Genomic DNA, 24,630 nt, shown 5'->3' with positions numbered 1-24,630 from the left:
TGTGACCCCTATAGCCGCCACCGACCGCCCGCGGCGGCGCGTGTTCGCCGACCTCACCCCTCTGCGGACGTCCCGCGACTACCGGCGGCTGTGGGTCGGCGGCACCATCTCGTGGGTCGGCCAGGCGATGACGGCCCTCGCGATCTCGCTCCAGGTCTACGACATCACCCGGTCCAGCTTCGCCGTCGGTCTCGTCGGGCTCTTCTCGCTCGTCCCGCTCGTCGCCTTCGGGCTCTACGGCGGAGCCATCGCCGACACCGTCGACCGCCGCAAGCTCGGCCTCTACAGCTCGCTGGGCGCCGCCGCCCTGTCGATCGCGCTGGCCTGCGCCGCGCTGCTCGACTACCACCGCGTCTGGTTCCTGTACGCCGTCGTCGCGCTCCAGGCGGTGTGCGGGGCGCTCTCCGGGCCGGCCAGGTCCGCCATGATCCCGCGCCTGCTGCCGGCCGAGCAGCTGCCCGCCGCCAACGCGCTGAACTCCGTGACGATGACCTCCGGGACGATGGCGGGCCCGATGCTGGGCGGCCTGATCGTCGGCTGGTGGGGGTACCAGGCGGCGTACCTGATCGACGCCGTGACCTTCCTCGCCGCCCTGTACGCGATGTGGCGGCTGCCGTCGATGAAGCCCGACCGCGCGGAAGGGACCCGGGGCCGGGCCTCGGTCGTCGACGGACTGCGCTTCCTCGGGACCCGGCCCAACGTCCGGATGACCTTCTTCACCGACATGGCAGCCATGGTGCTGGCGCACCCCCGGGCGCTCTTCCCGGCCGTCGCCGTGCTCTGGTTCGGCGGCGACGCCAAGACGGTCGGCCTGCTGGTGGCCGCGCCCGCCGTCGGGGCGCTGCTCGGCGGGCTGTTCTCCGGCTGGCAGGGCCGCATCCGCCGGCACGGGCTGGCGATCCTGTGCGCCGTCGCCACGTGGGGGCTGGCCATCGCGGTCTTCGGGCTCACCCGGAACCTGTGGCTCGGGCTGTTCTTCCTGGCCCTGGCCGGGTGCGCGGACACCGTCTCGATGGTGTTCCGGACCACGATGCTCCAGTCCGCCACCCCGGACGACATGCGCGGCCGCCTCCAGGGCGTGTTCATCGTGGTCGTCGCGGGCGGGCCGCGGCTCGGGGACTTCCTCGCCGGGACCGCCGCGGACCTGACCTCCCCGGCCGTGGCGATCACCGGCGGCGGCCTCGCCTGCGTGCTCGTGCTGGGCCTGCTCGCCCTGCGGTGGCGCGGCTTCGCCCGCTACGACGCCCGCTCCCCGCAGGCCTGACGGCCGGGGCCGCCCGCGGCCTTACGCGCCCACCGGATCCCGGGTGCGGTCGCCGCCCGCGTCCCCGGCGTTGGCCGTGCCGGACGGCTCGAAGAGCAGGATGGACGCCTTCTCGGCCGCGGCGGGGCAGTCCTCCACCCCGCGCGGGACGACGTAGATCTCGCCGGGCCCGAGGACCACGTCCCGTCACGCAGAGCGGCGCGGCGGGACGATGCCGCGGGCCACCCCCAGGGCCACCAGGTCCTGGGGGCGGATGCGGAGCTGGTCCGCGGTGGCGGGGGCGTCCGCCGGGGGGCGCTTGAGGATGGCCGCCGCCAGTTCGGGGGCGATGACCGAGAAGTAGCTGTCCGGGGTGACCCAGGTGTTCCCGGGCGCCGCCAGGGCGAGGGCGCCGCCCGAGCCGCCCTCGCCGATCAGGAGGGTGGTGACGGGGACGGTGGCCGCGGCCAGTGCGGTGAAGGCGTCCGCGATGGCCGCGCCCGCGCCGGCGTGTTCGGCGGCGGCGTCGTTGGCCGCGCCCGGGGTGTCCACCAGGGTGAGCACGGGGACGCCGAGCCGGTCCGCGAGGCGGATGACGCGGGCGGCCGTGCGGTATCCCGCCGGGCGGGTGGCGGTGCCGCACTGGGCGGCGTACGCCACGGCCCGGCCCTCCCGCAGCCCGAATCCGCACAGCATCCCGGGATCCGTACCGCCCGCCCGGTCCCCGGAGAGCGGCAGCCGGAGGTCGAAGTACGCGTCCAGGTACGCCTCGGCGCGCGGCCGGTCCGGACGGCGGGCCAGCAGCACCGCGTCCCAGCCCGTGGCGGGTTCCGCTACGTCGGCCAGCGCGGCCGGGGGCTCGACGGGACCGTCGGCGCGGGGCGCGGCCAGCACGCGGAGCCAGTCGGACACGGTCTGCGCGAGCTCCGCCGGGGCCACGACGGCGTCCACGTGGCCGGCGGCGTACTGCCCCTCGGCGCAGTACGCGGCCGGGTCCGCGTCCGGCGGCCGCACGCGGGAGCCGGCGAAGCCGACCTGGGCTCCGGGCAGCGCGAGGACCACATCGGCCCCGGCGCCGAGCGTGGCCCAGCCGCCGCCTGTGGTCGGATCGCGCAGCACGGCGATCTGGGGGAGCCCGGCGGCCCGGGTCAGGACGCACTGGCGGGCCACGCGCTGGAGCTGCGTGAGCGCGAGCATCCCCTCCTGCATGCGGGAGCCGCCGGTGGCGATCAGGGAGACGAGCGGGAGGCGGAAATCGCGGGCGTGGGTGTACGCGGCTTCGAGCCGGTCCCCGGTGCGCCGGCCCAGCGAGCCGCCCAGGAAGCCGAACTCGAAGGAGATCACGGCGGCTTCGGCGCCGCCGATGCGGGCGGTGCCGGTGACGACGGACTCCCGCTCGCCGGTGCGGGCTTCGGCACGGGCGCGGGAGTCGTCGTAGCCGGCCCAGGCCAGGGGGCCGTCGGCCGGTGACTCCCGTGGGGGCGTGGGGAGTTCGGTGAAGCTGCCGGGGTCGGTCACGGAGTCGATGGCCGCGCGGGCCGAGAGGCGGATCGTCACGCGGCCACCCTAGGGGGTGACTTCACGGCAGGGGCAGCGCGATCTTGACCGCGTACGCGGCGACCAGGCCGTAGCCGAGGCGGAAGGTCCAGGCGCGGGCGGTGTCGGAGATCCGGCTTCCCGCGAGGGCCCCGAGCGCGACGAGGGCCTGCTGCCAGAGGAGCGAGGCGGCGCCGACACCGACGAGGAAGGCGGCTCCGGCCGCGCCGGAGCCGAGGGTCGCGCCCTGCGCGGTCGTGAGCGCGGCGAAGTAGAGGGCGGTGGTGGGGTTGATCGCGGTCAGCCCGACGTACTGGGCGAAGGCCTTGACCGGCGGCGAGGGGACTTCGGCCACGCCCCTCGCCTCAGGGTTCCGCCCCGGACCCGGCGCCTCAAGCGCCGGCGGGGCTGGACAAGTCCCCGCACCCGGCGCCTCAAGCGCGGGCGGGGCTGAACGCGGGCCCGCACCCCGTGCCGGCGGGGCCGAGGGGTGGGAGGGTATGGGGCGGCGGCGGGACTGGGTGAGGCCGTGGGCTGCGATGGCCAGGAGGATCAGGGCCGAGGCCAGCCGGACCCAGGCCTCGATGGGGGAGACGTGGGAGGCCACCCAGGGTCCCAGGGCCGTGGCGAGGGCCGCGTAGCCGAGATCGACCACCGCGATGCCCAACGCGGCCGCCACCGCGGTCCGCCGGTGGCGCATCGCCTCCTGCAGCAGCAGCACGCTCATCGCACCCATCGGCATCGCCACGCCCAGGCCCGCGGCCGCACCCGCCAGGGCCGGTGTCATCAGTTCGTTCATGGGGGGAGGGTCCGGCCGACGGGCCGCCGGACGGGCGCGAATATCGGCCCCGACTGCGAGAATCGCGGTATGGACCGCCTCGACAGGGAAATCCTCGGGATCCTCCAGCAGGATGCGCGGATCTCGTACCGTGACCTCGGCGTCCGCGTGGGCCTCAGCGCCAATGCCACCGCCGACCGGGTGCGCCGGATGCGCCGGGACGGCGTGATCCGCGCCTTCACGGTCGTGGTGGATCCGGCCGCCGACACCGCGGGCGGGCTGGTGGTGTTCATCGACGTCACGCTGCGCCAGGACACCACCAACGAGGAGTTCGAACGTCAGGTCGCCAAGCTCTCCGGAATCACCGAGGTGGTCCATGTGACGGGCGAGCACGACTACCTCGTACGCGCCCGGGCCGCCGACCCCGCCGCCCTCGACGCCCTGCTGCGCCGCCTGAAGCGCGAGGCCGGGGTCGCCCAGTCCAACACCCGCATCGCCCTCCGCGCCGCCACGAGGCCGACCCATCCGTAGCCGGGCCGGACGGGGACGGGGCGGGGTGTCGCCCGGGACGCAGAACGTGATTCGTCGGCGCGAGTACAACCCCGACCACCCGGTGGTCCGGCCAGGGCGCCGCAAATCATGAGTCCCGGACAACACCCCACCCCGTCCCCGGCCCCCGAAGCCCGGCGCAGCCGCCCGATCGCGGCAGCCGACCGCCCCCGGCCCGCCCCCGAGCCCGGCGCAGCCGGCCGACAGCCGACCGCCCCGGCCCGCCCCCAAGCCCGGCGCAGCCGGCCGGCAGCCGACCCCGCCCGCCCCGGCAGGGCCACCGCAGCCCCGCGCCCCGAAGCCCGGCGCAGCCGACCGGCAGCCGACCGGCAGCCGACCCCCGACCGCCACCCCGCCCGGGAGGGCTACACCGCCGAGGACCACGTCATCGTCGTCCCCCTCGCCCCCGACTCCGTGCGCCCGTCGTCCGTCACCGTCAGGCGGACCCCGGCCGGGGTCGCGTCCACCTCCACCTCGACGGAGGTGACGTCGCGCCGCCGGTGCGCCGCGGCCAGGGCCCCGCGCAGCGCGGACAGCAGGTCGCCCGCCACCGGCTCAGGCAGCAGCGCGTCCACCGCTCCCGCGAACTTCACCGACGGCTGGAAGCCGAGCAGCGCCGCCGCGCCGCCCGTCTCGCGCAGGACGCGGCCCCGGAAGGTGGTCGGGGCGTCGGTCGGCGGCTGCTGGAGGGCGAAGATGGCCGTCCGGACCTCCTGGATCGTGGAGTCCAGTTCGTCGACGGCCTGGCTGAGTTCGTCGCCCACCAGATCGCCGGAGGGGGCGTTCGAGGAGCGGCGCCGGGTGCTCTCCAGCATCATCTCCGTCGCGAACAGCCGCTGCACCACCAGGTCGTGCAGGTCCCGGGCGATCCGGTCGCGGTCCTCGTAGACCGCCAGCTGCTCCCGGTCGTGCTGCGCGTCCGCGAGGACGAGGGCCAGCGCGGCCTGGGAGGCGAACTGCGAGGCCAGCAGCCGGTCCACGGCGTCGTACGGGCGGCCGCCCCGGTCCCGCGGCAGGGCCAGGGTGCCGATCAACTGGCCGCCGCTCTGCAGCGGGAGCATCATGCTGGGCCCGAACCGCTCCCGGACGTGCGTGGTCATCCGGGGGTCCGTGGCCGAGTCCTCTATGAACACCGCCTCGCCCCCGAGCAGCTGCTCCAGCACGGGCGAGCCGGGGGCGATCGCCGTTCCCACCAGGTCCCCGGGGTCCCCGTGGGTGGAGGCGGCCACGATCTCCATGCCGCCCTCCGGGGTCGGCTGGAGCACCACGCCGGCGGCCGCGTCCGCGAGCAGCCGGGCCCGTTCGGCCACGCACATCAGCGCGTCCGCCGCGGGGCGTCCGGCGAGCAGGGTCGTGGTCACGGCGGCCGCGCCCTCGATCCAGCGCTCCCGGCGGCGGGCGGTCTCGTAGAGCCGGGAGTTGCCGATCGCTATCCCCGCCTGCGAGGCGAGGACGCGCAGCAGCGAGAGGTCCGTGTCCGTGAAGGAGCCGCCGCCGCGCTTCTCGGTGAGGTAGAGATTGCCGAAGACCTCCGTGTGCACGCGGATCGGCACGCCCAGGAAGCTGCGCATGGGCGGGTGGCCGGGCGGGAAGCCGGCCGCCCGGGGGTCCTGCGTGAGGTCGTCCAGCAGGAGCGGGCGCGGGTCGCTGACCAGCGCTCCGAGCAGGCCGGTGCGGCCGTCCGGCAGGTGGGGGATCGCGGCGCGCTCCGCCTCGGTCATCCCCGTGGTGAACAGGTCGGTCAGCCGGGAGCGCTCGGGGTCGACGACCCCGAGCGCTCCGTAGCGCGCCGCGCAGAGCTCGGCCGCGGATTCCACGATGTGCTGGAGGGTGGAGTGCAGCTCCAGCTCGGAGCCGACGCTGAGCACCGCCTCCAGCAGGATGGGAAGGCTCGGCTGCTCCGGCTCGGGATACGTCATTCGGCCAGCGGGTTGAGGACCATCGGGGCGATCTTCCCTTCCAGCATGGCGCCGAGACCGAGCACGGCGCACACGTCCGGCCGTTCGGCGATGGCGACGGGCATCCCGGTGGCGTCGCGCAGCATCTGGTCGAGGCCGGGCAGCAGGGCGCTGCCGCCCACCATCATGATCCCCCGGTCCGTCAGGTCCGCGACCAGGTCCGGCGGGCAGTCCCGCAGCACCTTGCCGATGCCGTCGAGGACGGCGGTCAGCGGGGTGTGGATGGCGTCGCGCACCGCCGCCGTGTCCACCTGGACGGAACGGGCCAGTCCGGTGGCCACGTCGCGGCCGTGGATGAGGGTGGAGGCGGGGCCTTCGGCGGTGATGCCGTTGCCGTGCAGGGCCAGCTGGAGCGGCCGGACCGCCTGGCTGGGCAGCATCAGCTCGTGCGCGTGGCGCAGGTGCTGGACCACGGCGTGGTCGATGGCCTCGCCGCCGACGGGGATCCGCTCGGCGGTGACGATCGAGCCGAGGGACAGGACGGCCACCTGGGTCGCCGCGGCCCCGCACACCATGATCATCGTCGCGGTCGGCTGCTCCACGGGCAGTCCGCAGCCGACGGCCGCCGCGATCAGGGTGTCGACCAGTTCGACGCGGCGGGCGCCGAGTCCGACGAGGGTCTCCACGGCCGCGCGCTGGGCGAGCGGGTCGGCGTCGTGGGGGGTGCAGGCGGCGGCCCGCAGCCGGGGCTTGCGGCGCAGGGCGCGCCGCAGCTTCTCGCCGAGCAGGTGGCGCAGCATCCGCTGGGCCATCTCGATGTCGACGACGGTGCCGCCGGAGACGGGGCGTACGACCCGGATGTAGTCGGGCGTGCGGCCGGTCATCCGCTCGGCGAACGTCCCGACGGCGATGAGTGCGCCGGTCCGGGTGTTCACCGCGGCGACGCTGGGCTCGTCGACCACGAGGCCGGCGCCCTTGACGTACACGCGGGTCCGGGCCGCCCCCAGGTCGACGGCGACGTGGCAGCGGCGCAACTGCTCAAGACTGACGGTCACGGCAGATCCTCCCGAGAGCGCTGACGCAAGAGGACCGGCGGAGATGCCGGTCACTTTTCATATCATCTCGGACCTTTAGCACTTACCGCCCGTTGAGCTGCTCCGGCCGGGGGGTCCCGCGCGCCGTTTCGCGCCTGCATGGGGGTGGATTTCTGTACCGACAGGCAGCAGCATGCGCGCACCGCACGCGCTACTGACCCGTAACAAGGTAAAGGGGACCCGATGCTGACGGCCCGCCAGAGACTGCTGGCACTTCTGACGCTCTGCCTGGCGCTGCTGGCGCCCCTCTCCGCCCATGCCGCCGACCGGGGTACTGCCGCTGCCTCTGACCAGGCGTCATCGCGCAATCCGGTGATCTTCGTGCACGGCTACAACGCCGATCCGGGCGTCTGGGGGAGCCTGCGCGGAGACCTGAGGGCCGCCGGATACGCCGACGCGGAGCTCTTCTCCTGGGGCTACGACACCCACCAGTCGGTCAACGAGGTCCTCGCCGGGCGGCTCGGCGCGTACGTCGAGGAGGTCCGCCGGCAGACCGGCGCCGCCAAGGTCGACGTCGTCGCGCACTCCTTCGGCTCGCTGGTGAGCCGCTGGTACGTGAAGTTCGGCGGCGGCCAGACCACCGTGGACCACTGGGTATCCCTGGCCGGGCCCAACCGGGGCACCTCCACCGCCTGGGCCTGCGCCCTGTGGGACCAGGCGTGCCGGGACATGACCCCCGGCTCGTACGTGGTGAAGAACCTGAACGCCGGGGACGAGACCCCGGGCGCGGTCGCGTACGCCACCTTCTGGTCGAACTGCGACGAGGTCGTCAACCCGGACGACAGCGTCCCGCTGACCGGAGCCGCCAACACGCCGGTCGGCTGCCTGAAGCACAACGACCTGCTCGGCGACGACCCCACCTCGGCGGGCGTACGCGCCTTCCTCGCCTCCTAGGCCGGTTAGGCGTCGGCCACCGAGACCCGCTGGAGCAGGCCGTACGTGAACTCCGCCACGCAGGGCATGCCCCGGGCGGTGAAGGCCAGGCGCCAGCGGGTCGGCGCGGTGCCCTCCATCGGCCGCACCGGCGCGAAGGCCCGCGCCACCTCGTCCACCGTCGCCGACCAGGGCCGCAGGTCGTCCGCCGACTCCAGTACGGGTCCCCCCGCGCCGGGGGCCCGTACCAGCCACTCGTTCCACACCGCCCCGTCCGGCGCGGCCAGCACCTCGAAGCGCAGGTCCGGCCAGAGCGGCACCGGCCACAGCAGCGCCTCGCACTCCAGGTCCCCGATCCGGCGGGGCTCGGCCGACTCCGGGGGCCCGAGCACCGAGCGGTAGCGGGCCAGGGCGCCGCGGGAACGCGGTGAGCGGACCATGGCCTGCCAGCGTCTGTTCGCCTCCCGCTGCTCCGCGAGCGAGGCCCCGAGCTTGCGCCGGGCCTCGTCGGCGAGGTCTGGCTGGAAGTCCGCCATCCGACGCAGCAGCACCAGTTGGAAGGCGGCCGGCCCGAAGGGTCCCCGGGTTCCCGGAGGTGGGTTCGCTGTCACGGAGTCCACGATTCCACACAGGATCCTTACCTTTGCGGGATCCGGATGTTGCCGAAGACCACGTAGCCTGCGGGCCCTATGGACTACTGCCCCGCTTGTCGGAGGCACCTCAACGGCGCACTGGCGTGCGCCGGGTGCGGAACCCCGGCCGAATACCTGATGCCCGCGCCGCCTGCCGCGACCGCGGCGCCCGCTGCGGCGATGGCCGATCCCGCGCCGCAGCAGTCCACGCCGGCCGATGTGTACGCGGATTCGCTCGTCGTGCTGTCCGCGCCGCACGAGCGCCGGCCCGGTGCGCGCCGCCGCGCCACCCACCGCAGGCGCCGCCGGACCGTGCTGACCATGGGGCTCGGGCTGCTGGTCGCGACCGCCGGATCCCTGGCGGTGGCCAGGATGGCCACGGACGGGCAGCGCAGCGACCGGGCCGCCACGGTGGTGCTGACCGACGACGGCCCGCAGCAGCCCGCGCCGCTGCCGGAGGCCTCGACCCCGCGCGCCCCCGCGGCCGTGGCCTCGGGCAAGGCCTCCGGAGCCGCGAAGGCCACCGGGGCGGCTTCGAAGTCCGGCGCGCCCGCGGCGGAGGGCTCGCAGGGCGCCACCCAGCCGGCGCCCTCGTCGTCCGCCCCCGCCCCGACGACTTCGGGGCCGGCCTCCGGTACGCCCAGTCCGCGGGGCTCCGCGAAGCCGACCGCGTCGGGACAGCCGACGCCGAGCGGCTCCGCGACGGCGTCACCGCCCGCGCCCGCGCCCCCGCCGCCCGCCCCCAAGCCCAAGCCCCCGAAGGACTGCGGCTTCCTGGGCTACCTGTGCTGGGGTGACTAGCCAGTGCTGCGACCGGCCACAGCGCGCTAGCCCAGCATCCGCCTGAGCAGGTCCCGCAGGGCGGTCCGCTCCTCGGCCGTCAGGCCGGCCAGCGGTTCGCGTGCGAAGTCCAGCGACTCGCGCAGCCGGTCCGCCGTCTGCACCCCCTCCTCGGGGGGGGCCGCCAGCTTGCCCCGCCGGTCCGCGGGGTCCGGGCGGCGTTCGACCAGGCCGCGGGTCTCCAGCCGGTCCACGATGCCGGTCACGTTGGACGGCTCACACCTCAGCTTCTGGGCGATCCGGCGCATCGGCAGCGGCTCCAGCGCCAGCAGGTTCAGCACCCGGGCCTGGGCGCCGGTCAGCTGGTGGCTGGCGGCCGCGTGCTCGTACTCCAAGTGGTAGCGGGCCACGACGTCGCCGATGAGTTCGACGACCTCGACGGTCACTGGGTCTGCGCGACGACTGGGCATGGAACCAGCGTACCCATTTACTTGACAACATGAAATATCCAGGCGCATGGTTGTTTCACCTAGTGAAGCAATTTCGTCCCACCAGGAGCGCCGCATGTCCCAGATCCCTGCCGTCAGCCGCGAATGGCACCTCGTCCGTCGCCCGCAGGGCTGGCCCGTCGCCGAGGACTTCGCCCTGCGCGAGGTCCCCGTATCCGCCGAGCCCGCCCCCGGCCGGATCCTCGTGCGCAACCTCCACATGTCCGTGGACCCCTACATGCGCGGCCGGATGAACGACGTGAAGTCCTACGTCCCGCCCTTCCAGCTGGACGAGCCGATGCAGGGCGGCGCGGTCGGCGAGGTCGTCGCCTCCGCCGCCGAGGGCTTCGCCGTCGGTGACCACGTCCTGCACCACCTGGGCTGGCGCGAGTACGCGGACCTCGACGCGAAGCACGCCACCAAGGTCGACGTCGCGCTCGCCCCGCTCTCCGCCTACCTCGGCGTCCTCGGCATGCCGGGCCTGACCGCCTACGCCGGGCTCTTCGAGGTCGGCTCCTTCAAGGAGGGCGACGCCGTCTTCGTCTCCGGCGCGGCCGGTGCGGTCGGCAGCCTCGTCGGCCAGTTCGCGAAGATCAAGGGCGCCTCCCGGGTGATCGGCTCCGCCGGCTCCGACGAGAAGGTGACGCTCCTCACCGAGAAGTACGGCTTCGACGCCGCCTTCAACTACAAGAACGGCCCCGTAGGCGAGCAGCTGCGCGCAGCCGCCCCCAGCGGCATCGACGTCTACTTCGACAACGTCGGCGGGGACCACCTGGAGGCCGCGATCTCCTCCCTGAACGTGAACGGCCGGGCCACCCTGTGCGGCGCGATCGCCGGCTACAACGACACCGAGGCCGCCCCCGGCCCGCGCAACCTGATGCAGGTCATCGGCAAGCGGCTGCGCCTGCAGGGCATCCTCGTCAACGACCACGCCGGCCTCCAGCCGCAGTTCGTCCAGGACGTGGCCGGATGGCTGCGTTCCGGTGAGCTCCGGTACGACGAGACGGTGGTCGAGGGCGTCGAGAACGCGACCTCCGCCTTCCTCGGCATGCTGCGCGGCGAGAACACCGGAAAGATGATCGTTTCTTTCACCGGTTAGGCTCACCCCACACCGCTGTGGTCGTGGGCGCGAGTCACGGCGATTCACCTGGAGGATTTTCTTCATGTCCATCACGCAGTCCGACGTCGCGTACACCGCTGTCGCCACCGCCGAGAACGGCCGTGACGGCCGCGTCGCCACCCACGACGGCCAGCTCGAGGTCGTCGTGAACCCGCCGAAGGAGCTCGGCGGCAGCGGCGCCGGCACCAACCCGGAGCAGCTGTTCGCCGCCGGCTACAGCGCCTGCTTCCAGGGCGCCCTGGGTGTCGTCGCGAAGAACGTGAACGCCGACATCTCCGGCTCCACCGTCACCGCCGAGGTCGGCATCGGCAAGAACGACGAGGGCTTCGGCCTGATCGTCAAGATCTCCGCCGTGATCCCGAACGTGGACGCCGCCACCGCCAAGGAGCTCATCGAGAAGGCCCACGAGGTCTGCCCGTACTCCAAGGCCACCCGCGGCAACATCACCGTGGAGCTCGCCGTCTGATCCGGCACCGCTCGAGGAAGGCCGCACCCCGGATCGGGGTGCGGCCTTCGTCGTAGACTGGCGCCATGCGTGATCTTGCGGGGGGATTCCGGTATCTGCTGGCCGGACAGCGATGGGTGCTGGGGCACGGCCGGTGGCTCGGCTTCGGACTGCTGCCCGGGCTGGTGTCGCTCGTCCTGTACGCCGGCGCGCTGATCGGGCTCGGCTACGGCGCCGACGACTTCGCCGGCTGGGTGACGCCCTTCGCCGACGGCTGGTCCTCGCCCTGGCTCGGGCTGCTGCGGGGCTTCCTGACCGGGCTGGTCTTCTGCCTCGGCCTCTTCCTCTCCGTCATCACCTTCACGGCCGTGACCCTGCTGATCGGGCAGCCCTTCTACGAGTCCCTCTCGGAGCAGGTCGACCGCAGCGAGGGCGGCGACGTCCCCGAGTCCGGGCTCCCGCTGTGGCGCGAGCTGTGGATCTCCGCCCGGGACAGCCTCAAGGTGCTCGGCCGGGTGCTGCTGTACGGGATCCTGCTCTTCGCCGCCGGTTTCATCCCGCTCGTCGGGCAGACCGTCGTCCCGGTCCTCGGCTTCTGCGTCTCCGGGTTCTTCCTGACCCAGGAGCTCACCTCCGTCGCCCTCCAGCGGCGCAAGGTGGACCTGCCCGAGCGGCTCGTGCTGCTGCGGTCGCGGCGGATGCTGGTCGTGGGCTTCGGGGCGCCGCTCGTGCTGGCGTTCCTGGTCCCGCTGGTCGCGGTGTTCCTGATGCCGGGCGCGGTGGCCGGCGCCACGCTGATGGCACGGGACCTGACGGGCGCCGACGAGGCCCCGCAGGGGCCGGCCGGAGCCGGATCAGGGCCCGGGGCCGGGCCCGGGGTCACGGCCGGCGGGTTCGGGCCGCCGCCGCCCGCTCACTCGTAGCGCTCCGCTTGCTCGTCACCGCACGCGTACTCGTCACCGCCCCGCCTGCGCCTGAGCGCCCGCCCTCCCGCGGTCAGGGCGCCTCAGCAGGGTGATCGCCCCCGCGGTGTCCTCGACACCGTGGGCGGCCGGGTCCGCGGCCAGGCGGCGGGCCATCAGCTCCAGGTACGGGGAGATCAGCTCGGCGCTCACCCCCTGCTCCTGCGCGGTGCGCACCAGGGTGCCGGTGGCGGCGACCTGCATGGCCAGGTTGGACACCACCCCGGTGGTGAAGTCCCGCGAGCTCAGCCGCTCGGCGGCGTTGCCGACGAAGAAGCCCATCGCGCCGAGCCACTCGGACAGCAGCGGGGCCAGGTCCTTCGGGGAGATGTCCTCGCCCTCGATCAGCGCGTAGGCGTGCGAGACGCCCGCGAACAGCCCGTACATCGCACTGAGCAGTGCCACGTCGTGGAGCGCGGCGTGGCCGGGGTCCTCGCCGGTGAAACGGGCGCCGGCCGGTACCTCCAGGACCGCCCGGTGGGTGTCGAAGAGTCCGCGCGAGCCGCTGTAGAAGACGTAGCCGCCGGCCTCCGGGGCCCCGATCATCGACGGGGTGGCCATGATGCCGGCGTCGACGAACCGCGCCCCGCGCTCCTTCGCCCACGTGGCCCGCGCACGGCCCTCGGCCGGCGTGCCGGTGGTGAGGTTGACGAGGTCCTTGCCGGTGAGGTCGATGCCGTCCAGGGCGGAGCCCACGCTGGCGTCGTCCAGCAGGCAGACCACGACGAGCCGGTTGGCGGCCACCGCCTCGGCGGGGGTCGCGGCGACGGCGGCGCCCAGGGCGGCCAGGGGTCCGGCCTTGGCCGCGGTGCGGTTCCAGACGGTGAGGCGGTGCCCGGCGGCGAGCCAGGTACGGGCCAGGGCGGTTCCCATGTCGCCGAGGCCGAGCAGGGTGAGGGCGGTGCGAGGTGTGGTGTCGGTCATGCCGTTTAGCCTGGTGGCAGGCCGTGAGGCACTCAAGTACGCACCTTGGAGTGGGTGGTTACCCCGAGGTGAGCGAGCAGGTGGAAGGGGTGCGCGATGGCGGTGGCACGGAGGCCCGGTGCGGATCACTGCGGGATCGCCGCGGCGATGTCCGTGATCGACGGCAAGTGGAAGGTCTCGCTCCTGTGGGAGCTGGAGCAGAGCCCGCGCCGCTTCGGCGAACTGCGCCGGCTGGTCCCCGGCGTCTCCGAGAAGGTGCTCGCCGCGCAGCTGCGCGAGCTGGAGACGGACGGCATCGTGCACCGCGAGGTCTACGACGAGGTCCCCCCGCGGGTCGAGTACTCCTTGACCCCGCTGGGCCAGGAGCTGAACGAGGCCCTGGAAGCCTTGGGGCAATGGGGTGCGAAGCACCTTCTTCCGGATTCGGCCTAGGCTCCGGCCCTCGGTTACGGGCCCTGCCTTACCCCCGGTGGGCCCGTAGTATGCATGGCAGCAACTGCCAAGGCTGTCTCTCACTGCCCTTGAGTTCGCCTGGCCCGGAGCTTCGGCGCGGGGTCCGGAGTCGGGCAGCGGCTTGCCGAGCACCGACCGGCCGTCGGGCCGAGGACCGACCAGCAGTAGGGACACAGCAGTGACAGTCAGTACCGAGGGCCTCGCGACCGTGCTGCCCCCGGGCGGACCGGCCGCGTCCGCCCGCCCGATACCGGCCGTCCGGCGCGGGCCGGGCTCCCGTCGCACGCTCCTGCTCCTCGAAGCCGTCGTCGCGTTCGCCGCGGCCCTGGTGCTCCCGCTGCTGGCCCGCGGCTTCACGCTCGACCCCCTCGACCGGATCGCGCAGGTCAGCGGCCTCGCCGCGATCCAGCTGCGGTTCGCGCTCGTCGGGCTGCTGTTCATCGCCGCCGCGGCGCTGGCCCTGCGGCTGCGCCGGGGCCGCCACTTCGACCTGGCCGCCCGGATCGCCGCCGCCGCCATCGCCGGCCTGGCCAGCGGCTTCGTCGCCGCCGGCGCGGTCGTCGCCCTGCACGGCACGCCTTGGCCGATGTTCGGCCTCAACGGCGACAGCGGCCGCATCGTCGAATGGGCCAACGCGGTGGCCAACGGCCGCCCCTCGGGCTCCCCGGTCTACCCGCCCGCCCCCCTGTACACCCTCGGCTACTACGCCGAATGGTTCCGCGGCGGCAACACCGCGTACGCCTTCAAGGACCTCCAGATCCTGGGAGCCGCCGCCTTCGGGCCGCTGGTCTACCTCTGCTGGCGCATGCTGCTCAGCCCGGTCCGGGCCCTCGCCTTCGGCGTCGCCCCGGCCTTCGCGCTGATCGACGCCTACAAGCCGTACAGCCAGACCGTCCTCGTGCTGCTGGTGCCGGTCCTGGTGGCGCTCGTGGTGTCGCTGAGCCGCAGCGCCGAGCAGGGCCGGCGGCCGCTCCTGGCCAAGGGCGCCGGCTTCGGCGCGCTGCTCGGCCTGCTGTTCCTCACGTACTCGGGCTGGTTCCTGTGGAGCGCGGCCGGGGTGTTCTTCGCCGCGCTGCTCTACTTCCCGTGGCGGACCGGCCGGCTCGGCCGGCTCAAGGGCGCCGCCTTCCTCGCGACCACCCTCGCCGCGTTCCTCGTGGTCGCCGGGCGCTACCTGATGGTCATGCTGACCGAGGGCCAGACCACCAAGGACTACAACTTCCGGTTCGACAACTTCACCGACCCGGCGTACTACCTCATGTGGCGCACCGACATGCCGGGCAAGGTGGGGGACTGGCCGCCGCCCGGCGAGTACGGCGGGGTCGGACTGTTCGCACTGGTCACCTTCGTCTGCCTCGGTGCCGCGATCTGGCTGGGCCTGCGCAAGCCGATGGTGGTCACCATCGCGGCCATGTTCATCAGCGCGTGGGTGATGCGCATGTACATCGCCTCGCACATGTACGAGACGCAGACCGTCCAGCTCTACACCCGCACCAACAACCAGCTGCTCTACTGCGGACTGCTGCTGTGCGCGCTCGTCGCCCACCTGGTCTCGCAGCGGATGGCCGCGCGCAAGGCGGAGGCCGAAACCGCCGCCGCGCCGGCGGGGAGTGCGGCGCCCGCCGGCTTCCCGGCCCGCGAAGGGGCGGTGATCGGAGCCCTGTGCGCCCTGTTGCTGCTCCTCGGCACCGTCTCCTCCTCGATGGCCGACCGCTACATGCCGGCCAAGGAGAACACCTACCGCATCCTGCCCTGGGTCTCGCACACCATCACGGAGCAGGACGGGAGCTGCCCGAAGTACGCACCCGGGGGCACCTGCTCCAAGGACGGCGACCAGAGCTGGCTGAGCTTCATCCGATGACTCGAGGGAACCGATGATCCCCGCACTGACGCGGTTGGCCGACTGGTCGGCCAGAACACCCAAGCGGCTCTGGCTCGTCTCGTTCGCGCTGTTCTTCGCGCTCGCGGGGTCCTGGTCCGCGGCCAGCCCCCTCGGCGGCTCCCCCGACGAGCACGCGCACTTCATCCGTGCCGCGGCCGTCGCCCGGGGCCAGATCGGCGGACCCCAGGTGATGGTCCCGCACACGGTGGCGGGCATCGAGGGGCAGTTCGCCGAAACGGGGGTGCGGCTTCCGGAGTGGTACCGGAACCTGCCCTCCGTCCACGAGTGCTACTCCTGGAAGCAGTCGCGGCCCGCGGACTGCGCGCCCTCGCTCGGGAACTCCGAGAAGATCGTGCAGACCACCACGGCCGCGGGGCGCTACCACCCGGCCTACTACCTGGCGACCGGGTGGCCGAGCCTGCTGGTCGACGGCCCCAAGGGCCTGTACCTGATGCGCTTCGTGTCGGCGCTCTTCTGCGCGGCGCTGCTGGCCAGCGCGGTGGTCACGGCCGCCGAATGGCGGCGGCGCTCGCTGGCGGTGCTCGGCGTGCTCGCGGCGGCCACGCCCATGACCCTCTACATGACCGGCATGGTCAACCCCAGCGGCGGTGAGATCGCCGCCGGGATCCTGGTGTGGACGGCCCTGCTCGCGATCGTGCTGTCCCCCGATCCGCAGCTGCTGAACCGCCGGCTCGCCCGGCTCGGCATCGGCGGACTGGTGCTGATCAACATCCGGCCGCTCGGCCTGATCTGGTTCGCCGGAGCCGTGGTCTTCTGCCTGCTGCTGACCCAGCGGCGCGGCGTGCTCCGCGCGGTGCTGCGCCGCAAGGCCCTGTGGATGTGGACGGGCCTGCTGGGCCTGGCCACGGCCGGGGCCCTGTACTGGGCGGCGAAGCACCCCGACAACTCGAAGATAAACATCCCCGACACGCTCACCGCGGGCGTGGCGGCCCGGCGCACCATGGGCAACACCGACTGGTACGTCCGGCAGATGCTCGGGTTCTTCGGCTGGCTGGACACCCCCGGCCCAGCCTTCATGTACGTGGTGTGGATGGCGGTGCTCGCCACGCTCGCCGCGCTGGCGCTGGTCTACGGCCGCGCGCGCGACGTGCTGGCGGTCTTCGGCATGCTGGCGGCCATCGTGCTGCTCCCGGTGGCCGCCCAGGCCTCGGAGGCGGAGCGGATCGGCATGGTCTGGCAGGGCCGCTACCTGCTGCCGTTCGCCGTCGGCCTGCCGCTGATGGCCGTGCTGATCTGCGCCACGCGCGCCCCCGAGCGGGGCTTCCCGTGGCGGCGGCTGGTCGGCTACTGCGTGGCCGGCCTGGCGCTGGCCAACGCGGCGTCGTTCTACTGGACGCTGCGCCGCTTCACGGTCGGCACCGGGGGTTCGTGGCTGGCGACCCACGCGCACTGGGCCCCGCCCGGCGGCTGGGTGTTCTGGACCGGCGTGTACACGGCGGCGGCCTTCGCCATCGTGGTGGCGGCCCTGATGTCGGACCGCAAGCCCGCCGTGGCGCTGCTCCCGGACCTGGAGCCGCCGCGGCCGGAGCACCACTCGCGGGTGCCCGAGCCCGCCTGATCCGCCCGTCAGGTGGTGGCCCCGATCCAGGCGGTCACCACCGACGGCGTCCGGTCGTCCGCCTCGGCCAGCAGTCCGCCCCCCGGCGCCCACACGGCCGCACCGCCGCACCCGGTCCACGGGCCCGCCGGGCCGACGTGGTTGGCGAGGACGACGTACAGGCCGTGCCGCTGTGCGATCCCGGGGTAGATGCCCGCCCGCTCGTGGACGCCCCCGCCCGTCCCGTACAGGGACGAGGCGAGGTGGACCCGGCAGCCGTCGGCTCCGGCCCGGCCGGACAGCTCGGGGAAGTGGTTGTCGTAGCAGATGCCGAGCGAGAAGCGGATCCCGCCCAGCTCGAACCGCCCGTCGCGGTCCCCGGGGCTGAAGACGTCCTGCTCGTGCCGGTAGAGGTGCTGCTTCAGATACGTGGTCACGTGCGCGCCGTCCGCGTCGTGGACCAGCGTCGCGATGGCGGGTCGCCCGTCCCCGGCCGGCACGGCCACGTTGACGGCGGTCGCGATGCCGGCGGAGCGCAGCGGGTCCAGCCGGGGATCGCCGGCGGGCGTCCACAGCCGGGGATCGGCGGCCAGCGCGTCCGGTTCGTAGCCGGTGAGCGCGAGTTCGGGGAACACCACGAGCGCGGCGCCCTGTTCCCGGGCCTGGACGGCGAGGGCGGCGGCTTGTGCGGCGTTGCCGCGGACGTCGGCGGCCGTGCAGGTCAGCTGCGCTGCGGCGATCTTCACCCGCCCACCCTAAGCGGTGTGGATCAGTGCTCCTCCTGGCCCCGAAGCAGGGCCAGGAAGGAGCGGAACGCCGCGGGCATGTCCACCGATTCGGGGGCGAGGAGCCACTGGTACTGGAGGCCGTCCATGACCGCCGTCAGCAGCGGCGCCGCCTCTTCCGGCGTGAGGCCCGAGGGGAGGCGCTCGCCGAACTCGGCGCGCAGCACCGCCGCCATCTCGCCGCGGACCTGCGCGTAGCGCTCGGTGAAGAACTCCCGGGCCGGGTGCCCGTCGGTCACGCTCTCGCCCAGCAGCGCCGAGAAGGTCTGCACGATCCCCGGGCGCATGGCGTTGTACTCCACCAGCGAGGCGAGCAGGTCCAGGCGCCAGGTTTCCGCCGAGGCGCGCGAGCCGCCGCCCGTGTCCCACCGGTCGCGCTCCCGCAGCACCGCGACCAGCAGGGCCTCCTTGGTCGGGAAGTAGTGCAGCAGCCCCTGCTGGGTCAGGCCGACGCGCTCGGCGACCGCGCCCAGGGAAGCGCCCCGGTAGCCGCGCTCCGCGATGACCTCTACCGCCGCGCGCACGATGTCCTCGCGCCGTTCCTCGCTCCTCGCCCTGGCCATCGCCCCGGCACCCCTTTTCCGCTCGCGCCCGTCGGCAGCACCGTACGACATTGGGATATCACGAAAAGATTACGAGACCTACCGCTCTACAGGTAACAGGTCCACGATGGGGGCACCGCACCGCGCTCGCACCGCACTCAACGAGGGAGGCACGGCCGTGCCCGATGCCGATCAGGTCCGCAACAGCGTCGTAGAAGAGGCGCTCGGCAAGCTGGACCTCGACACCAAAACCCGCCTGCTGGCCGGCCAGGACATGTGGTCCCTGCCCGCCGTCCCCGAGATCGGGCTGGAATCCCTGGTCATGTCCGACGGCCCCATCGGGGTACGCGGCGTGCGCTGGACCGCCGACGACCCGTCCATCGCGCTGCCCTCCCCGACCGCGCTCGCCGCCGCCTGGGACCCCGGGCTCGCCCGCCGGGCCGGCCGGCTCCTGGCTCAGGAGGCCCGCCGCAAGGGCGTCCACGTCCTGCTCGCCCCCACCGTCAACCTGCACCGCTCCCCGCTCGGCGGCCGCCACTTCGAGTGCTACTCCGAGGACCCGTACCTGACCGGCGCCGTGGGAGCCGGGTACGTGAACGGCGTCCAGGACGGCGGGGTCGGCACCACGGTCAAGCACTTCGTCGGCAACGACGCGGAGACCGACCGGTTCACCGTCGACAGCGTCATCGCCGCGCGCCCGCTGCGCGAGCTGTACCTGGCCCCCTTCGAGGCGATCGTGGCCCAAGCCCGCCCCTGGGGCGTCATGACCGCCTACAACCAGGTCAACGGCACGACGATGACCGAGCACCGGTACCTGGTCAACGAGGTCCTGCGCGGCGAGTGGGGCTTCGACGGCTGCAACGTCTCGGACTGGATGGCGGCCCGCTCCACCACCGGGGACATCGAGGGCGGCCTGGACGTGGCCATGCCCGGGCCGCGGTCCGTCTACGGACCCGCCCTCGCCGAGGCCGTCCGCGCCGGCGAGGTCCCCGAGTCCGTCGTGGACGACGCCGTGCGCAACGTGCTGCGCCTGGCCGCCCGCGTCGGCATCCTGGCGGGCGCCCCCGCCGCCGTCCCCGAGGCGCCCGCCCCGGTCGACGGCCAGGTGCTGGCCCGCGAACTCGCCGCACGCGGCTTCGTCCTCGTCCGCAACGAGGCCGTTGCGGGCCGGGGCGCCGCCCTGCCCCTCGACGCCGCCGCCGGCCGCACCGTCGCCCTGCTCGGCGCCGCCGCCCGCGACGCCCGGGTCCTCGGCGGCGGTTCCGCCACCGTCTTCCCCGAGCGGACCGTCTCCCCGCTCGACGGCCTCACCGCCGCGCTCCCGGACGGCGCCCTGACCTACCGCGTCGGCGCCGACCCCTCCGACGAACTCACCCCCGCCGACAAGGGCTTCGAGCTGCGGGCCGTCTGCCGCGACGCCTCCGGCGCCGTCGTCGGCGAGGGCAGCCTGCCGTCCGGCCAGGTCCAGTGGATCGGCAACGACCTGCCCGCGGGCGCCACGTACGAGAACATGGCGTCCATCGAGGTCACCGGCGCCTTCCTGCCGCGCGAGAGCGGCGAGCACGCCTTCGGGACCCGGGGGCTCGGCGCCTTCACCCTCGCCGTCGCAGGACGGACCCTCTGGGAGGGCGTCCAGGAGATGGGCAACGAGGCCGACCCCTTCGAGGCCTTCTTCGGCGCCCCCAGCGAACGCGCCCGGATCGACCTCGCCCAAGGCGAGCCCGTCGAGGTCTCGCTGACCTTCCACGTCCCCGACATGACCGCGCTGCCGCTCAAGGCGATCATGTTCTCGCTGCTGCACCTCGGCCCCCGGCGCGACGCCGACGAGCTGATCGCCGAGGCCGTGGAGGCCGCCCGCGCCGCCGACACCGCCGTCGTGGTCGTCGCCACCACCGACCGCGTGGAGTCCGAGGGCTTCGACCGCAAGGACCTGGCCCTGCCGGGCCGCCAGGACGACCTGGTCCGCGCCGTCGCCGCCGCGAACCCGAACACCGTGGTCGTCGTCAACGCCGGCTCCCCGGTCGAGCTCCCGTGGCGCGAGGACGTCGCCGCCGTGCTGCTGACCTGGTTCCCCGGGCAGGAGGGCGGGGCCGCGCTGGCCGACGTACTCCTCGGGGAAGCGGAGCCGGGCGGGCGGCTGCCCACCACGTGGCCGGCCCGCTTCGCCGACGCGCCCGTCACCGAGGTCGTGCCCACCGACGGCCGCCTGGAGTACCGCGAGGGGCTCCTCATCGGCTACCGGGCCTACGAGCGGCACGGGGTCGAGCCCGCCTTCCCCTTCGGGCACGGACTCGGATACACCGACTGGACCTACGAGTCCCTCGAGGTCACCGCCACCACGGCGCGGGTCCGCGTCACCAACACCGGCACCCGGCCCGGCCGCGAGGTCGTCCAGGTCTACCTGGCGCCGAGGGCCGACCCGTCCGACAGCGGGCGGAGCGCGACCGTGGAGCGCCCGGCCAGTTGGCTGGCGGCCTTCGCGGGGGTCGAGGCGGGGCCCGGCGAGAGCGTCGAGGCCGAGATCGCCCTGCCCGCGCGGGCCTTCGAGATCTGGGACGAGGAGGCCGGCGGCTGGCAGCGGATCGGCGGCAGTTACGAGGTCCGGGCGAGCCACTCGCACGGCGACATCCGGCTGACGGCCACCCTCGACATCCCGTGACACAGCGTCACGACACGCCGCAAGGACGAAATGGCCGGAAATAACCCCCGCCACGTCCCCTGAGACCGGACCGGAGGCAGGACCTGACACCAGCCTCCGGTCCGCCGCGTCAACGTGGCGGCTGCGCCGCCGTCACCTGTCGGTGCGCCAGTTCCGCCAGCCGTGCCTGCCCGTCCTTGCCCGGATGGAACCAGTCCCAGCGGCTCAACTGCTCCACCGAGAAGGGGTACTGGAAGACCGCTCCGCCGTCGTAGCGGCACAGCGGATCCTTCGCGCACACCTCGCGGAGCACCTCGTTGTACTCGACCACCCGTGCCCGCACCTGCTCGCGGCGGGTCTTCGCCCCCAAGGCCGCCGACAGCGGATCGGCGAGCATCGACTGGCAGATCCCGAGGCTCCAGACCTTGCGCACCATCGGGTCGTCCTTGCCCTGCTCCCACAGCCGCTGGAGGTCCGGGACGCTGGAGACGTACACCTGGGTGGTGGGGGACGCGGCCCGCAGTCCCGCGAGGGCCGCCTCGAAACCGGACCGGAACTCGGCCACCGGCGTCATCGACAAAGCCGTGGGCCGGCAGGCGTCGTTCGAGCCCACCATGACCGTGACCAGGTCGGGCTTGTACGCGGCGGCCTGCGACAGCTGCCCCGGCAGGTCCGCCATCCGCGATCCGGTCACCGCCAGGTTCCAGCTGCGGGCGGGCGCCTCGGCCTCCCCGAGCAGCCGCGCGGCCAGAGAGCGGACCGCCGGGTCGTTCCCGGTGGCCCAGGAGACCTCGGGGCAGTCGGCCAGCACCGAACAGGCGTCGAAACCCCGGGTGATGGAGTCGCCGACGGCCGCGATCGAGGAGGGCGCCGTGTTCCAGCGCGGCGCGGCCTGCGCCCCGCGCTCGCCCTCGTCGCCCGAATCGCCCGGCCCGCACCCCGTCAGCACCCCGGCCGTCAAGGCGGCCGCCGCTCCCGCGCCCGCGAGGGTCCGGCGCACGCGGCGGCGTCGCGGAGCGGTGGTGCGCATCGGTTGGTCTCCTCCTCGACACCCCCGTGTCGTCCGGGGGGCCCTGCTGAGTGAAAGCTCTGTGTTTGCCGGCCTCGGAGAGACCGTACGTCACACCATGACCCCTGACGCACGGTAGCTTTTTCCCGTGGCGTTTCGGCCGCAGGTCCCGTAGCGCAATGTCAAATTTTTTCCGTTACATTACATCACGTCACATACTGTCCGTTTTCTGGAGTTTATTCCCGACCTCGTCCCACACTGGAGGTCCCGGTGACGACACGTGGAGTTCTGTACGTGCATTCCGCACCGCGCGCGCTCTGCCCGCACGTGGAATGGGCTGTTGCGGGCGTGCTCGGGGTGCGGGTGAACCTCGACTGGATCAGGCAGCCCGCCTCCCCGGGCACCTGGAGAGCCGAGTTCTCCTGGCAGGCCGAGGCCGGCACCGCCTCGAAGCTCGCCTCCGCACTGCGCGGCTGGCACCTGCTGCGCTTCGAGGTGACCGCCGAACCCTGTCCGACCGCCGAGGGCGAGCGCTACAGCTCCACCCCGGAGCTCGGCATCTTCCACGCCGTCACCGGCATGCACGGCGACATCCTGATCCCCGAGGACCGGCTGCGCGCCGCCCTCGCCCGGTCCGGCCGCGGCGAGACGGACCTGGAGGCCGAGATCGCCAAGCTGCTCGGCAAGCCCTGGGACGACGAGCTGGAGCCCTTCCGCTACGCGGGCGAGGGCGCCCCGGTGCGCTGGCTCCACCAGGTGGTCTGAGGACGACGCGAAGGCCCCGCCCGGCAGCTGCCGGGCGGGGCCTTCGTACGCAGGGGTCAGACGGTCCGGAACGCGAGGGTCACGTTGTGGCCGCCGAAGCCGAAGGAGTTGTTGATCGCGGAGATCGGGCCGTCGGCCGGCAGCTTGCGCGGCTCGCCGCGCACGATGTCCGCGTCGATGTCGTCGTCGAGCTCGTCGACGTTGATCGTCGGCGGGGCCAGCCGGTTGTACAGCGCCAGCACGGTCGCGACGGTCTCGATGCCGCCCGCACCGCCCAGCAGGTGGCCGGTCATCGACTTCGTCGCGGAGATCGCGATGTGGTCGAGGTCGTCACCCAGCACCTTGCGCAGGGCCTTCAGCTCGGCCGTGTCACCCTGCGGGGTGGACGTGGCGTGCGCGTTCAGGTGCACCAGCTCGGCCGGGTCGAGGCCGGTGTTGTCGAGCAGGTTCTGCACCGCGGCCGCGACACCGCGGCCGGTCGGCTCCGGCTGCGCGATGTGGTGGCTGTCGGCGGACAGGCCCTGGCCCAGCACCTCGCAGTAGACCCGGGCGCCGCGCGCGGCGGCGTGCTCGGCGGACTCCAGGACGACGACGCCCGCGCCCTCGCCCAGGACGAAGCCGTCACGGCCCTTGTCGTAGGGGCGCGAGGCCTGCTCGGGGTTCTCGTTGTTCTTGGACATCGCCATCATGTTGGCGAACGCGGCGATCGGCAGCGGGTGGATCGCCGCCTCGGTGCCGCCCGCGAGGACCACGTCGGCACGGCCGCTGCGGATCATCTCGACGGCGTAGCCGATGGCCTCGGCGCCGGACGCGCAGGCGCTGACCGGAGTGTGCACGCCCGCCTGGGCGTTGACCTCCAGGCCGACGTTGGCGGACGGGCCGTTCGGCATGAGCATCGGGACGGTGTGCGGGGAGACCCGGCGCACACCCTTCTCCTTCAGCACGTCGTACTGGTCGAGCAGGGTGGTCACGCCGCCGATGCCGGAGGCGATCACGGTGCCCAGGCGGTCGGGGGCGATGGACGCGCCCTCCGTCGACTCCGCCCCGGCCGGGTCGGTGTAGCCGGCGTCGGCCCACGCCTCGCGGGCGGCGATGACGGCGAACTGCGCCGAGCGGTCGAGCTTGCGGGCCAGCGGCCGCGGCAGGACCTCGCTCGGGTCCACGGCGGCGGCTGCGGCGATGCGGACCGGGAGTTCGGCGAACCGCTCGCCCTCGAGGGGCTTGACGCCGGAACGGCCGGCGAGCAGACCTTCCCAGGTCGAAGCGCTGTCGCCACCCAGCGGAGTGGTTGCGCCGATACCGGTGACGACCACGGTGCGATTGGTCGGGCTCACAGGAATTCTTTCTCCACGTCTCAGAGGGTGCTGAATTGTCACGGCGCCACCGCCAGGTGGCGACAAACGCTCGTCAGGCTCAGGCCTGGTGGTTCAGGATGTAGTTGGCGGCGTCGCCGACCGTCTTGAGGTTCTTGACGTCCTCGTCCGGGATCTTGACGTCGAAGCGCTCTTCGGCGGCGACGACGACCTCGACCATGGAGAGGGAGTCGACGTCGAGGTCGTCGGTGAACGACTTGTCGGTCTGGACGTCCTCGACGGGGATGCCGGCGATCTCGTTGACGATCTCGGCGAGACCGGCGACGATCTCTTCCTGGGTGGCGGCCATGTGGCGCTCCTTCT

At 73.5% G+C, this 24,630-nt stretch carries 25 protein-coding genes; 12 read left to right on the top strand and 13 right to left on the bottom strand.

The window, feature by feature from the left end; genetic code table 11:
• Nucleotide 1 precedes the first annotated feature (1 nt).
• Nucleotides 2–1,264, top strand: coding sequence for an MFS transporter (locus BGK67_RS12630; protein WP_208948688.1), 1,263 nt, complete (start codon nucleotides 2–4; stop codon nucleotides 1,262–1,264).
• A 21-nt stretch (nucleotides 1,265–1,285) separates the two neighbouring features.
• Here the strand turns inward: BGK67_RS12630 and BGK67_RS12625 are convergent, their stop codons facing one another.
• The 3 genes from BGK67_RS12625 to BGK67_RS12615 are packed head-to-tail and all read right to left on the bottom strand — an operon-like array spanning nucleotide 1,286 to nucleotide 3,578.
• Entirely contained in the window at nucleotides 1,286–1,444 is a 159-nt protein-coding gene (locus BGK67_RS12625; protein WP_208948687.1) for a cupin domain-containing protein, read from the bottom strand.
• Between the two features lie 6 nt (nucleotides 1,445–1,450).
• On the bottom strand, nucleotides 1,451–2,800 hold the full coding sequence (locus BGK67_RS12620) for a carboxyl transferase domain-containing protein (RefSeq protein WP_069920183.1): 1,350 nt from the start codon (nucleotides 2,798–2,800) through the stop codon (nucleotides 1,451–1,453).
• A gap of 22 nt (nucleotides 2,801–2,822) precedes the next feature.
• Nucleotides 2,823–3,578 (bottom strand): LysE family transporter, encoded by a 756-nt coding sequence (locus BGK67_RS12615; protein ID WP_069920182.1) that lies wholly within the window; start codon nucleotides 3,576–3,578, stop codon nucleotides 2,823–2,825.
• 69 nt (nucleotides 3,579–3,647) lie between these two features.
• Here BGK67_RS12615 and BGK67_RS12610 point away from each other — a divergent pair, with 69 nt between their 5' ends.
• Nucleotides 3,648–4,088, top strand: coding sequence for an Lrp/AsnC family transcriptional regulator (locus BGK67_RS12610; protein WP_069920181.1), 441 nt, complete (start codon nucleotides 3,648–3,650; stop codon nucleotides 4,086–4,088).
• 383 nt (nucleotides 4,089–4,471) lie between these two features.
• On the opposite strand, the gene BGK67_RS12605 is transcribed toward BGK67_RS12610, so the two are convergent.
• Both BGK67_RS12605 and BGK67_RS12600 read right to left on the bottom strand, forming a co-directional pair.
• Nucleotides 4,472–6,025, bottom strand: coding sequence for a sensor histidine kinase (locus BGK67_RS12605; protein ID WP_069920180.1), 1,554 nt, complete (start codon nucleotides 6,023–6,025; stop codon nucleotides 4,472–4,474).
• On the bottom strand, nucleotides 6,022–7,059 hold the full coding sequence (locus tag BGK67_RS12600; RefSeq protein WP_069920179.1) for a rod shape-determining protein: 1,038 nt from the start codon (nucleotides 7,057–7,059) through the stop codon (nucleotides 6,022–6,024). Before BGK67_RS12600 ends, BGK67_RS12605 begins: the two co-directional genes overlap by 4 nt.
• A 222-nt stretch (nucleotides 7,060–7,281) precedes the next feature.
• Between BGK67_RS12600 and BGK67_RS12595 the strand changes: the two genes are divergently transcribed.
• Nucleotides 7,282–7,992 carry an esterase/lipase family protein gene (locus BGK67_RS12595; RefSeq protein ID WP_069920178.1) on the top strand — a complete coding sequence of 237 codons (711 nt, stop codon included), beginning with the start codon at nucleotides 7,282–7,284 and terminating at the stop codon, nucleotides 7,990–7,992.
• 5 nt (nucleotides 7,993–7,997) lie between these two features.
• Here BGK67_RS12595 and BGK67_RS12590 read toward each other — a convergent pair whose 3' ends face one another.
• Entirely contained in the window at nucleotides 7,998–8,507 is a 510-nt protein-coding gene (locus tag BGK67_RS12590; RefSeq protein WP_244291456.1) for a hypothetical protein, read from the bottom strand.
• A 153-nt stretch (nucleotides 8,508–8,660) separates the two neighbouring features.
• Between BGK67_RS12590 and BGK67_RS12585 the strand changes: the two genes are divergently transcribed.
• Nucleotides 8,661–9,404, top strand: coding sequence for an SCO2400 family protein (locus tag BGK67_RS12585; protein ID WP_069920176.1), 744 nt, complete (start codon nucleotides 8,661–8,663; stop codon nucleotides 9,402–9,404).
• A gap of 26 nt (nucleotides 9,405–9,430) precedes the next feature.
• Here BGK67_RS12585 and BGK67_RS12580 read toward each other — a convergent pair whose 3' ends face one another.
• Nucleotides 9,431–9,853, bottom strand: coding sequence for a MarR family winged helix-turn-helix transcriptional regulator (locus BGK67_RS12580; RefSeq protein WP_069920175.1), 423 nt, complete (start codon nucleotides 9,851–9,853; stop codon nucleotides 9,431–9,433).
• Nucleotides 9,854–9,947: 94 nt separating this feature from the next.
• On the opposite strand from BGK67_RS12580, the gene BGK67_RS12575 reads away from it, so the two are divergent.
• The 3 genes from BGK67_RS12575 (at nucleotide 9,948) to BGK67_RS12565 (ending at nucleotide 12,359) form a co-directional block, all read left to right on the top strand.
• The gene (locus BGK67_RS12575; protein WP_069920174.1) at nucleotides 9,948–10,970 is read left to right on the top strand and encodes an NADP-dependent oxidoreductase; all 1,023 of its coding nucleotides are present in this window, start codon (nucleotides 9,948–9,950) and stop codon (nucleotides 10,968–10,970) included.
• Nucleotides 10,971–11,034: 64 nt separating this feature from the next.
• On the top strand, nucleotides 11,035–11,457 hold the full coding sequence (locus BGK67_RS12570; RefSeq protein ID WP_069920173.1) for an organic hydroperoxide resistance protein: 423 nt from the start codon (nucleotides 11,035–11,037) through the stop codon (nucleotides 11,455–11,457).
• 65 nt (nucleotides 11,458–11,522) lie between these two features.
• On the top strand, nucleotides 11,523–12,359 hold the full coding sequence (locus tag BGK67_RS12565; protein WP_069920172.1) for an EI24 domain-containing protein: 837 nt from the start codon (nucleotides 11,523–11,525) through the stop codon (nucleotides 12,357–12,359).
• A gap of 33 nt (nucleotides 12,360–12,392) precedes the next feature.
• On the opposite strand, the gene BGK67_RS12560 is transcribed toward BGK67_RS12565, so the two are convergent.
• Nucleotides 12,393–13,322, bottom strand: a complete 930-nt coding sequence (locus tag BGK67_RS12560; protein WP_069920171.1) for an NAD(P)-dependent oxidoreductase — start codon at nucleotides 13,320–13,322, stop codon at nucleotides 12,393–12,395.
• Nucleotides 13,323–13,418: 96 nt separating this feature from the next.
• Between BGK67_RS12560 and BGK67_RS12555 the strand changes: the two genes are divergently transcribed.
• The 3 genes from BGK67_RS12555 to BGK67_RS12545 all read left to right on the top strand — a co-directional run bounded on the left by BGK67_RS12555 (nucleotide 13,419) and on the right by BGK67_RS12545 (nucleotide 17,236).
• On the top strand, nucleotides 13,419–13,754 hold the full coding sequence (locus BGK67_RS12555; protein ID WP_069920170.1) for a winged helix-turn-helix transcriptional regulator: 336 nt from the start codon (nucleotides 13,419–13,421) through the stop codon (nucleotides 13,752–13,754).
• 199 nt (nucleotides 13,755–13,953) lie between these two features.
• A complete protein-coding gene (locus BGK67_RS12550; RefSeq protein ID WP_069920169.1) occupies nucleotides 13,954–15,636 on the top strand; it encodes a hypothetical protein in 1,683 nt (560 codons plus the stop codon).
• 13 nt (nucleotides 15,637–15,649) lie between these two features.
• Nucleotides 15,650–17,236, top strand: a complete 1,587-nt coding sequence (locus BGK67_RS12545; RefSeq protein WP_069920168.1) for a DUF2142 domain-containing protein — start codon at nucleotides 15,650–15,652, stop codon at nucleotides 17,234–17,236.
• An 8-nt stretch (nucleotides 17,237–17,244) separates the two neighbouring features.
• Here the strand turns inward: BGK67_RS12545 and BGK67_RS12540 are convergent, their stop codons facing one another.
• Both BGK67_RS12540 and BGK67_RS12535 read right to left on the bottom strand, forming a co-directional pair.
• Nucleotides 17,245–17,961, bottom strand: coding sequence for a carbon-nitrogen hydrolase family protein (locus tag BGK67_RS12540; RefSeq protein ID WP_069920167.1), 717 nt, complete (start codon nucleotides 17,959–17,961; stop codon nucleotides 17,245–17,247).
• A 23-nt stretch (nucleotides 17,962–17,984) separates the two neighbouring features.
• Nucleotides 17,985–18,563, bottom strand: coding sequence for a TetR/AcrR family transcriptional regulator (locus BGK67_RS12535; RefSeq protein ID WP_069920166.1), 579 nt, complete (start codon nucleotides 18,561–18,563; stop codon nucleotides 17,985–17,987).
• A 106-nt stretch (nucleotides 18,564–18,669) separates the two neighbouring features.
• On the opposite strand from BGK67_RS12535, the gene BGK67_RS12530 reads away from it, so the two are divergent.
• Entirely contained in the window at nucleotides 18,670–21,201 is a 2,532-nt protein-coding gene (locus tag BGK67_RS12530; RefSeq protein ID WP_069920165.1) for a beta-glucosidase family protein, read from the top strand.
• A 109-nt stretch (nucleotides 21,202–21,310) separates the two neighbouring features.
• Here the strand turns inward: BGK67_RS12530 and BGK67_RS12525 are convergent, their stop codons facing one another.
• Nucleotides 21,311–22,210, bottom strand: a complete 900-nt coding sequence (locus tag BGK67_RS12525; RefSeq protein WP_069920164.1) for an SGNH/GDSL hydrolase family protein — start codon at nucleotides 22,208–22,210, stop codon at nucleotides 21,311–21,313.
• 249 nt (nucleotides 22,211–22,459) lie between these two features.
• Between BGK67_RS12525 and BGK67_RS12520 the strand changes: the two genes are divergently transcribed.
• A complete protein-coding gene (locus BGK67_RS12520) occupies nucleotides 22,460–22,954 on the top strand; it encodes a DUF3145 domain-containing protein (RefSeq protein ID WP_069920163.1) in 495 nt (164 codons plus the stop codon).
• Nucleotides 22,955–23,010: 56 nt separating this feature from the next.
• On the opposite strand, the gene BGK67_RS12515 is transcribed toward BGK67_RS12520, so the two are convergent.
• Nucleotides 23,011–24,288 carry a beta-ketoacyl-[acyl-carrier-protein] synthase family protein gene (locus tag BGK67_RS12515; protein ID WP_069920162.1) on the bottom strand — a complete coding sequence of 426 codons (1,278 nt, stop codon included), beginning with the start codon at nucleotides 24,286–24,288 and terminating at the stop codon, nucleotides 23,011–23,013.
• A gap of 79 nt (nucleotides 24,289–24,367) precedes the next feature.
• Nucleotides 24,368–24,616, bottom strand: a complete 249-nt coding sequence (locus tag BGK67_RS12510) for an acyl carrier protein (protein WP_069920161.1) — start codon at nucleotides 24,614–24,616, stop codon at nucleotides 24,368–24,370.
• Between the last annotated feature and the right edge of the window lie 14 nt (nucleotides 24,617–24,630).

Source organism: Streptomyces subrutilus, assembly GCF_001746425.1.
GTDB lineage: Bacteria > Actinomycetota > Actinomycetes > Streptomycetales > Streptomycetaceae > Streptomyces > Streptomyces subrutilus_A.
Note: the sequence above shows the minus strand (reverse complement) of the source record. Positions and strands in the feature narration are given on the sequence as shown.

Bases quoted from the DNA above. Each gene is read 5' to 3' on its own strand.
- BGK67_RS12615 (WP_069920182.1), bottom strand. From the start codon at position 3,578: ATGAACGAACTGATGACACCGGCCCTGGCGGGTGCGGCCGCGGGCCTG.
- BGK67_RS12590 (WP_244291456.1), bottom strand. From the start codon at position 8,507: ATGGCGGACTTCCAGCCAGACCTCGCCGACGAGGCCCGGCGCAAGCTC.
- BGK67_RS12555 (WP_069920170.1), top strand. From the start codon at position 13,419: ATGGCGGTGGCACGGAGGCCCGGTGCGGATCACTGCGGGATCGCCGCG.
- BGK67_RS12530 (WP_069920165.1), top strand. From the start codon at position 18,670: ATGGGGGCACCGCACCGCGCTCGCACCGCACTCAACGAGGGAGGCACG.
- BGK67_RS12580 (WP_069920175.1), bottom strand. From the start codon at position 9,853: ATGCCCAGTCGTCGCGCAGACCCAGTGACCGTCGAGGTCGTCGAACTC.
- BGK67_RS12510 (WP_069920161.1), bottom strand. From the start codon at position 24,616: ATGGCCGCCACCCAGGAAGAGATCGTCGCCGGTCTCGCCGAGATCGTC.
- BGK67_RS12575 (WP_069920174.1), top strand. From the start codon at position 9,948: ATGTCCCAGATCCCTGCCGTCAGCCGCGAATGGCACCTCGTCCGTCGC.
- BGK67_RS12605 (WP_069920180.1), bottom strand. From the start codon at position 6,025: ATGACGTATCCCGAGCCGGAGCAGCCGAGCCTTCCCATCCTGCTGGAG.
- BGK67_RS12565 (WP_069920172.1), top strand. From the start codon at position 11,523: ATGCGTGATCTTGCGGGGGGATTCCGGTATCTGCTGGCCGGACAGCGA.
- BGK67_RS12560 (WP_069920171.1), bottom strand. From the start codon at position 13,322: ATGACCGACACCACACCTCGCACCGCCCTCACCCTGCTCGGCCTCGGC.
- BGK67_RS12525 (WP_069920164.1), bottom strand. From the start codon at position 22,210: ATGCGCACCACCGCTCCGCGACGCCGCCGCGTGCGCCGGACCCTCGCG.
- BGK67_RS12535 (WP_069920166.1), bottom strand. From the start codon at position 18,563: ATGGCCAGGGCGAGGAGCGAGGAACGGCGCGAGGACATCGTGCGCGCG.
- BGK67_RS12585 (WP_069920176.1), top strand. From the start codon at position 8,661: ATGGACTACTGCCCCGCTTGTCGGAGGCACCTCAACGGCGCACTGGCG.
- BGK67_RS12610 (WP_069920181.1), top strand. From the start codon at position 3,648: ATGGACCGCCTCGACAGGGAAATCCTCGGGATCCTCCAGCAGGATGCG.
- BGK67_RS12595 (WP_069920178.1), top strand. From the start codon at position 7,282: ATGCTGACGGCCCGCCAGAGACTGCTGGCACTTCTGACGCTCTGCCTG.
- BGK67_RS12570 (WP_069920173.1), top strand. From the start codon at position 11,035: ATGTCCATCACGCAGTCCGACGTCGCGTACACCGCTGTCGCCACCGCC.
- BGK67_RS12545 (WP_069920168.1), top strand. From the start codon at position 15,650: ATGATCCCCGCACTGACGCGGTTGGCCGACTGGTCGGCCAGAACACCC.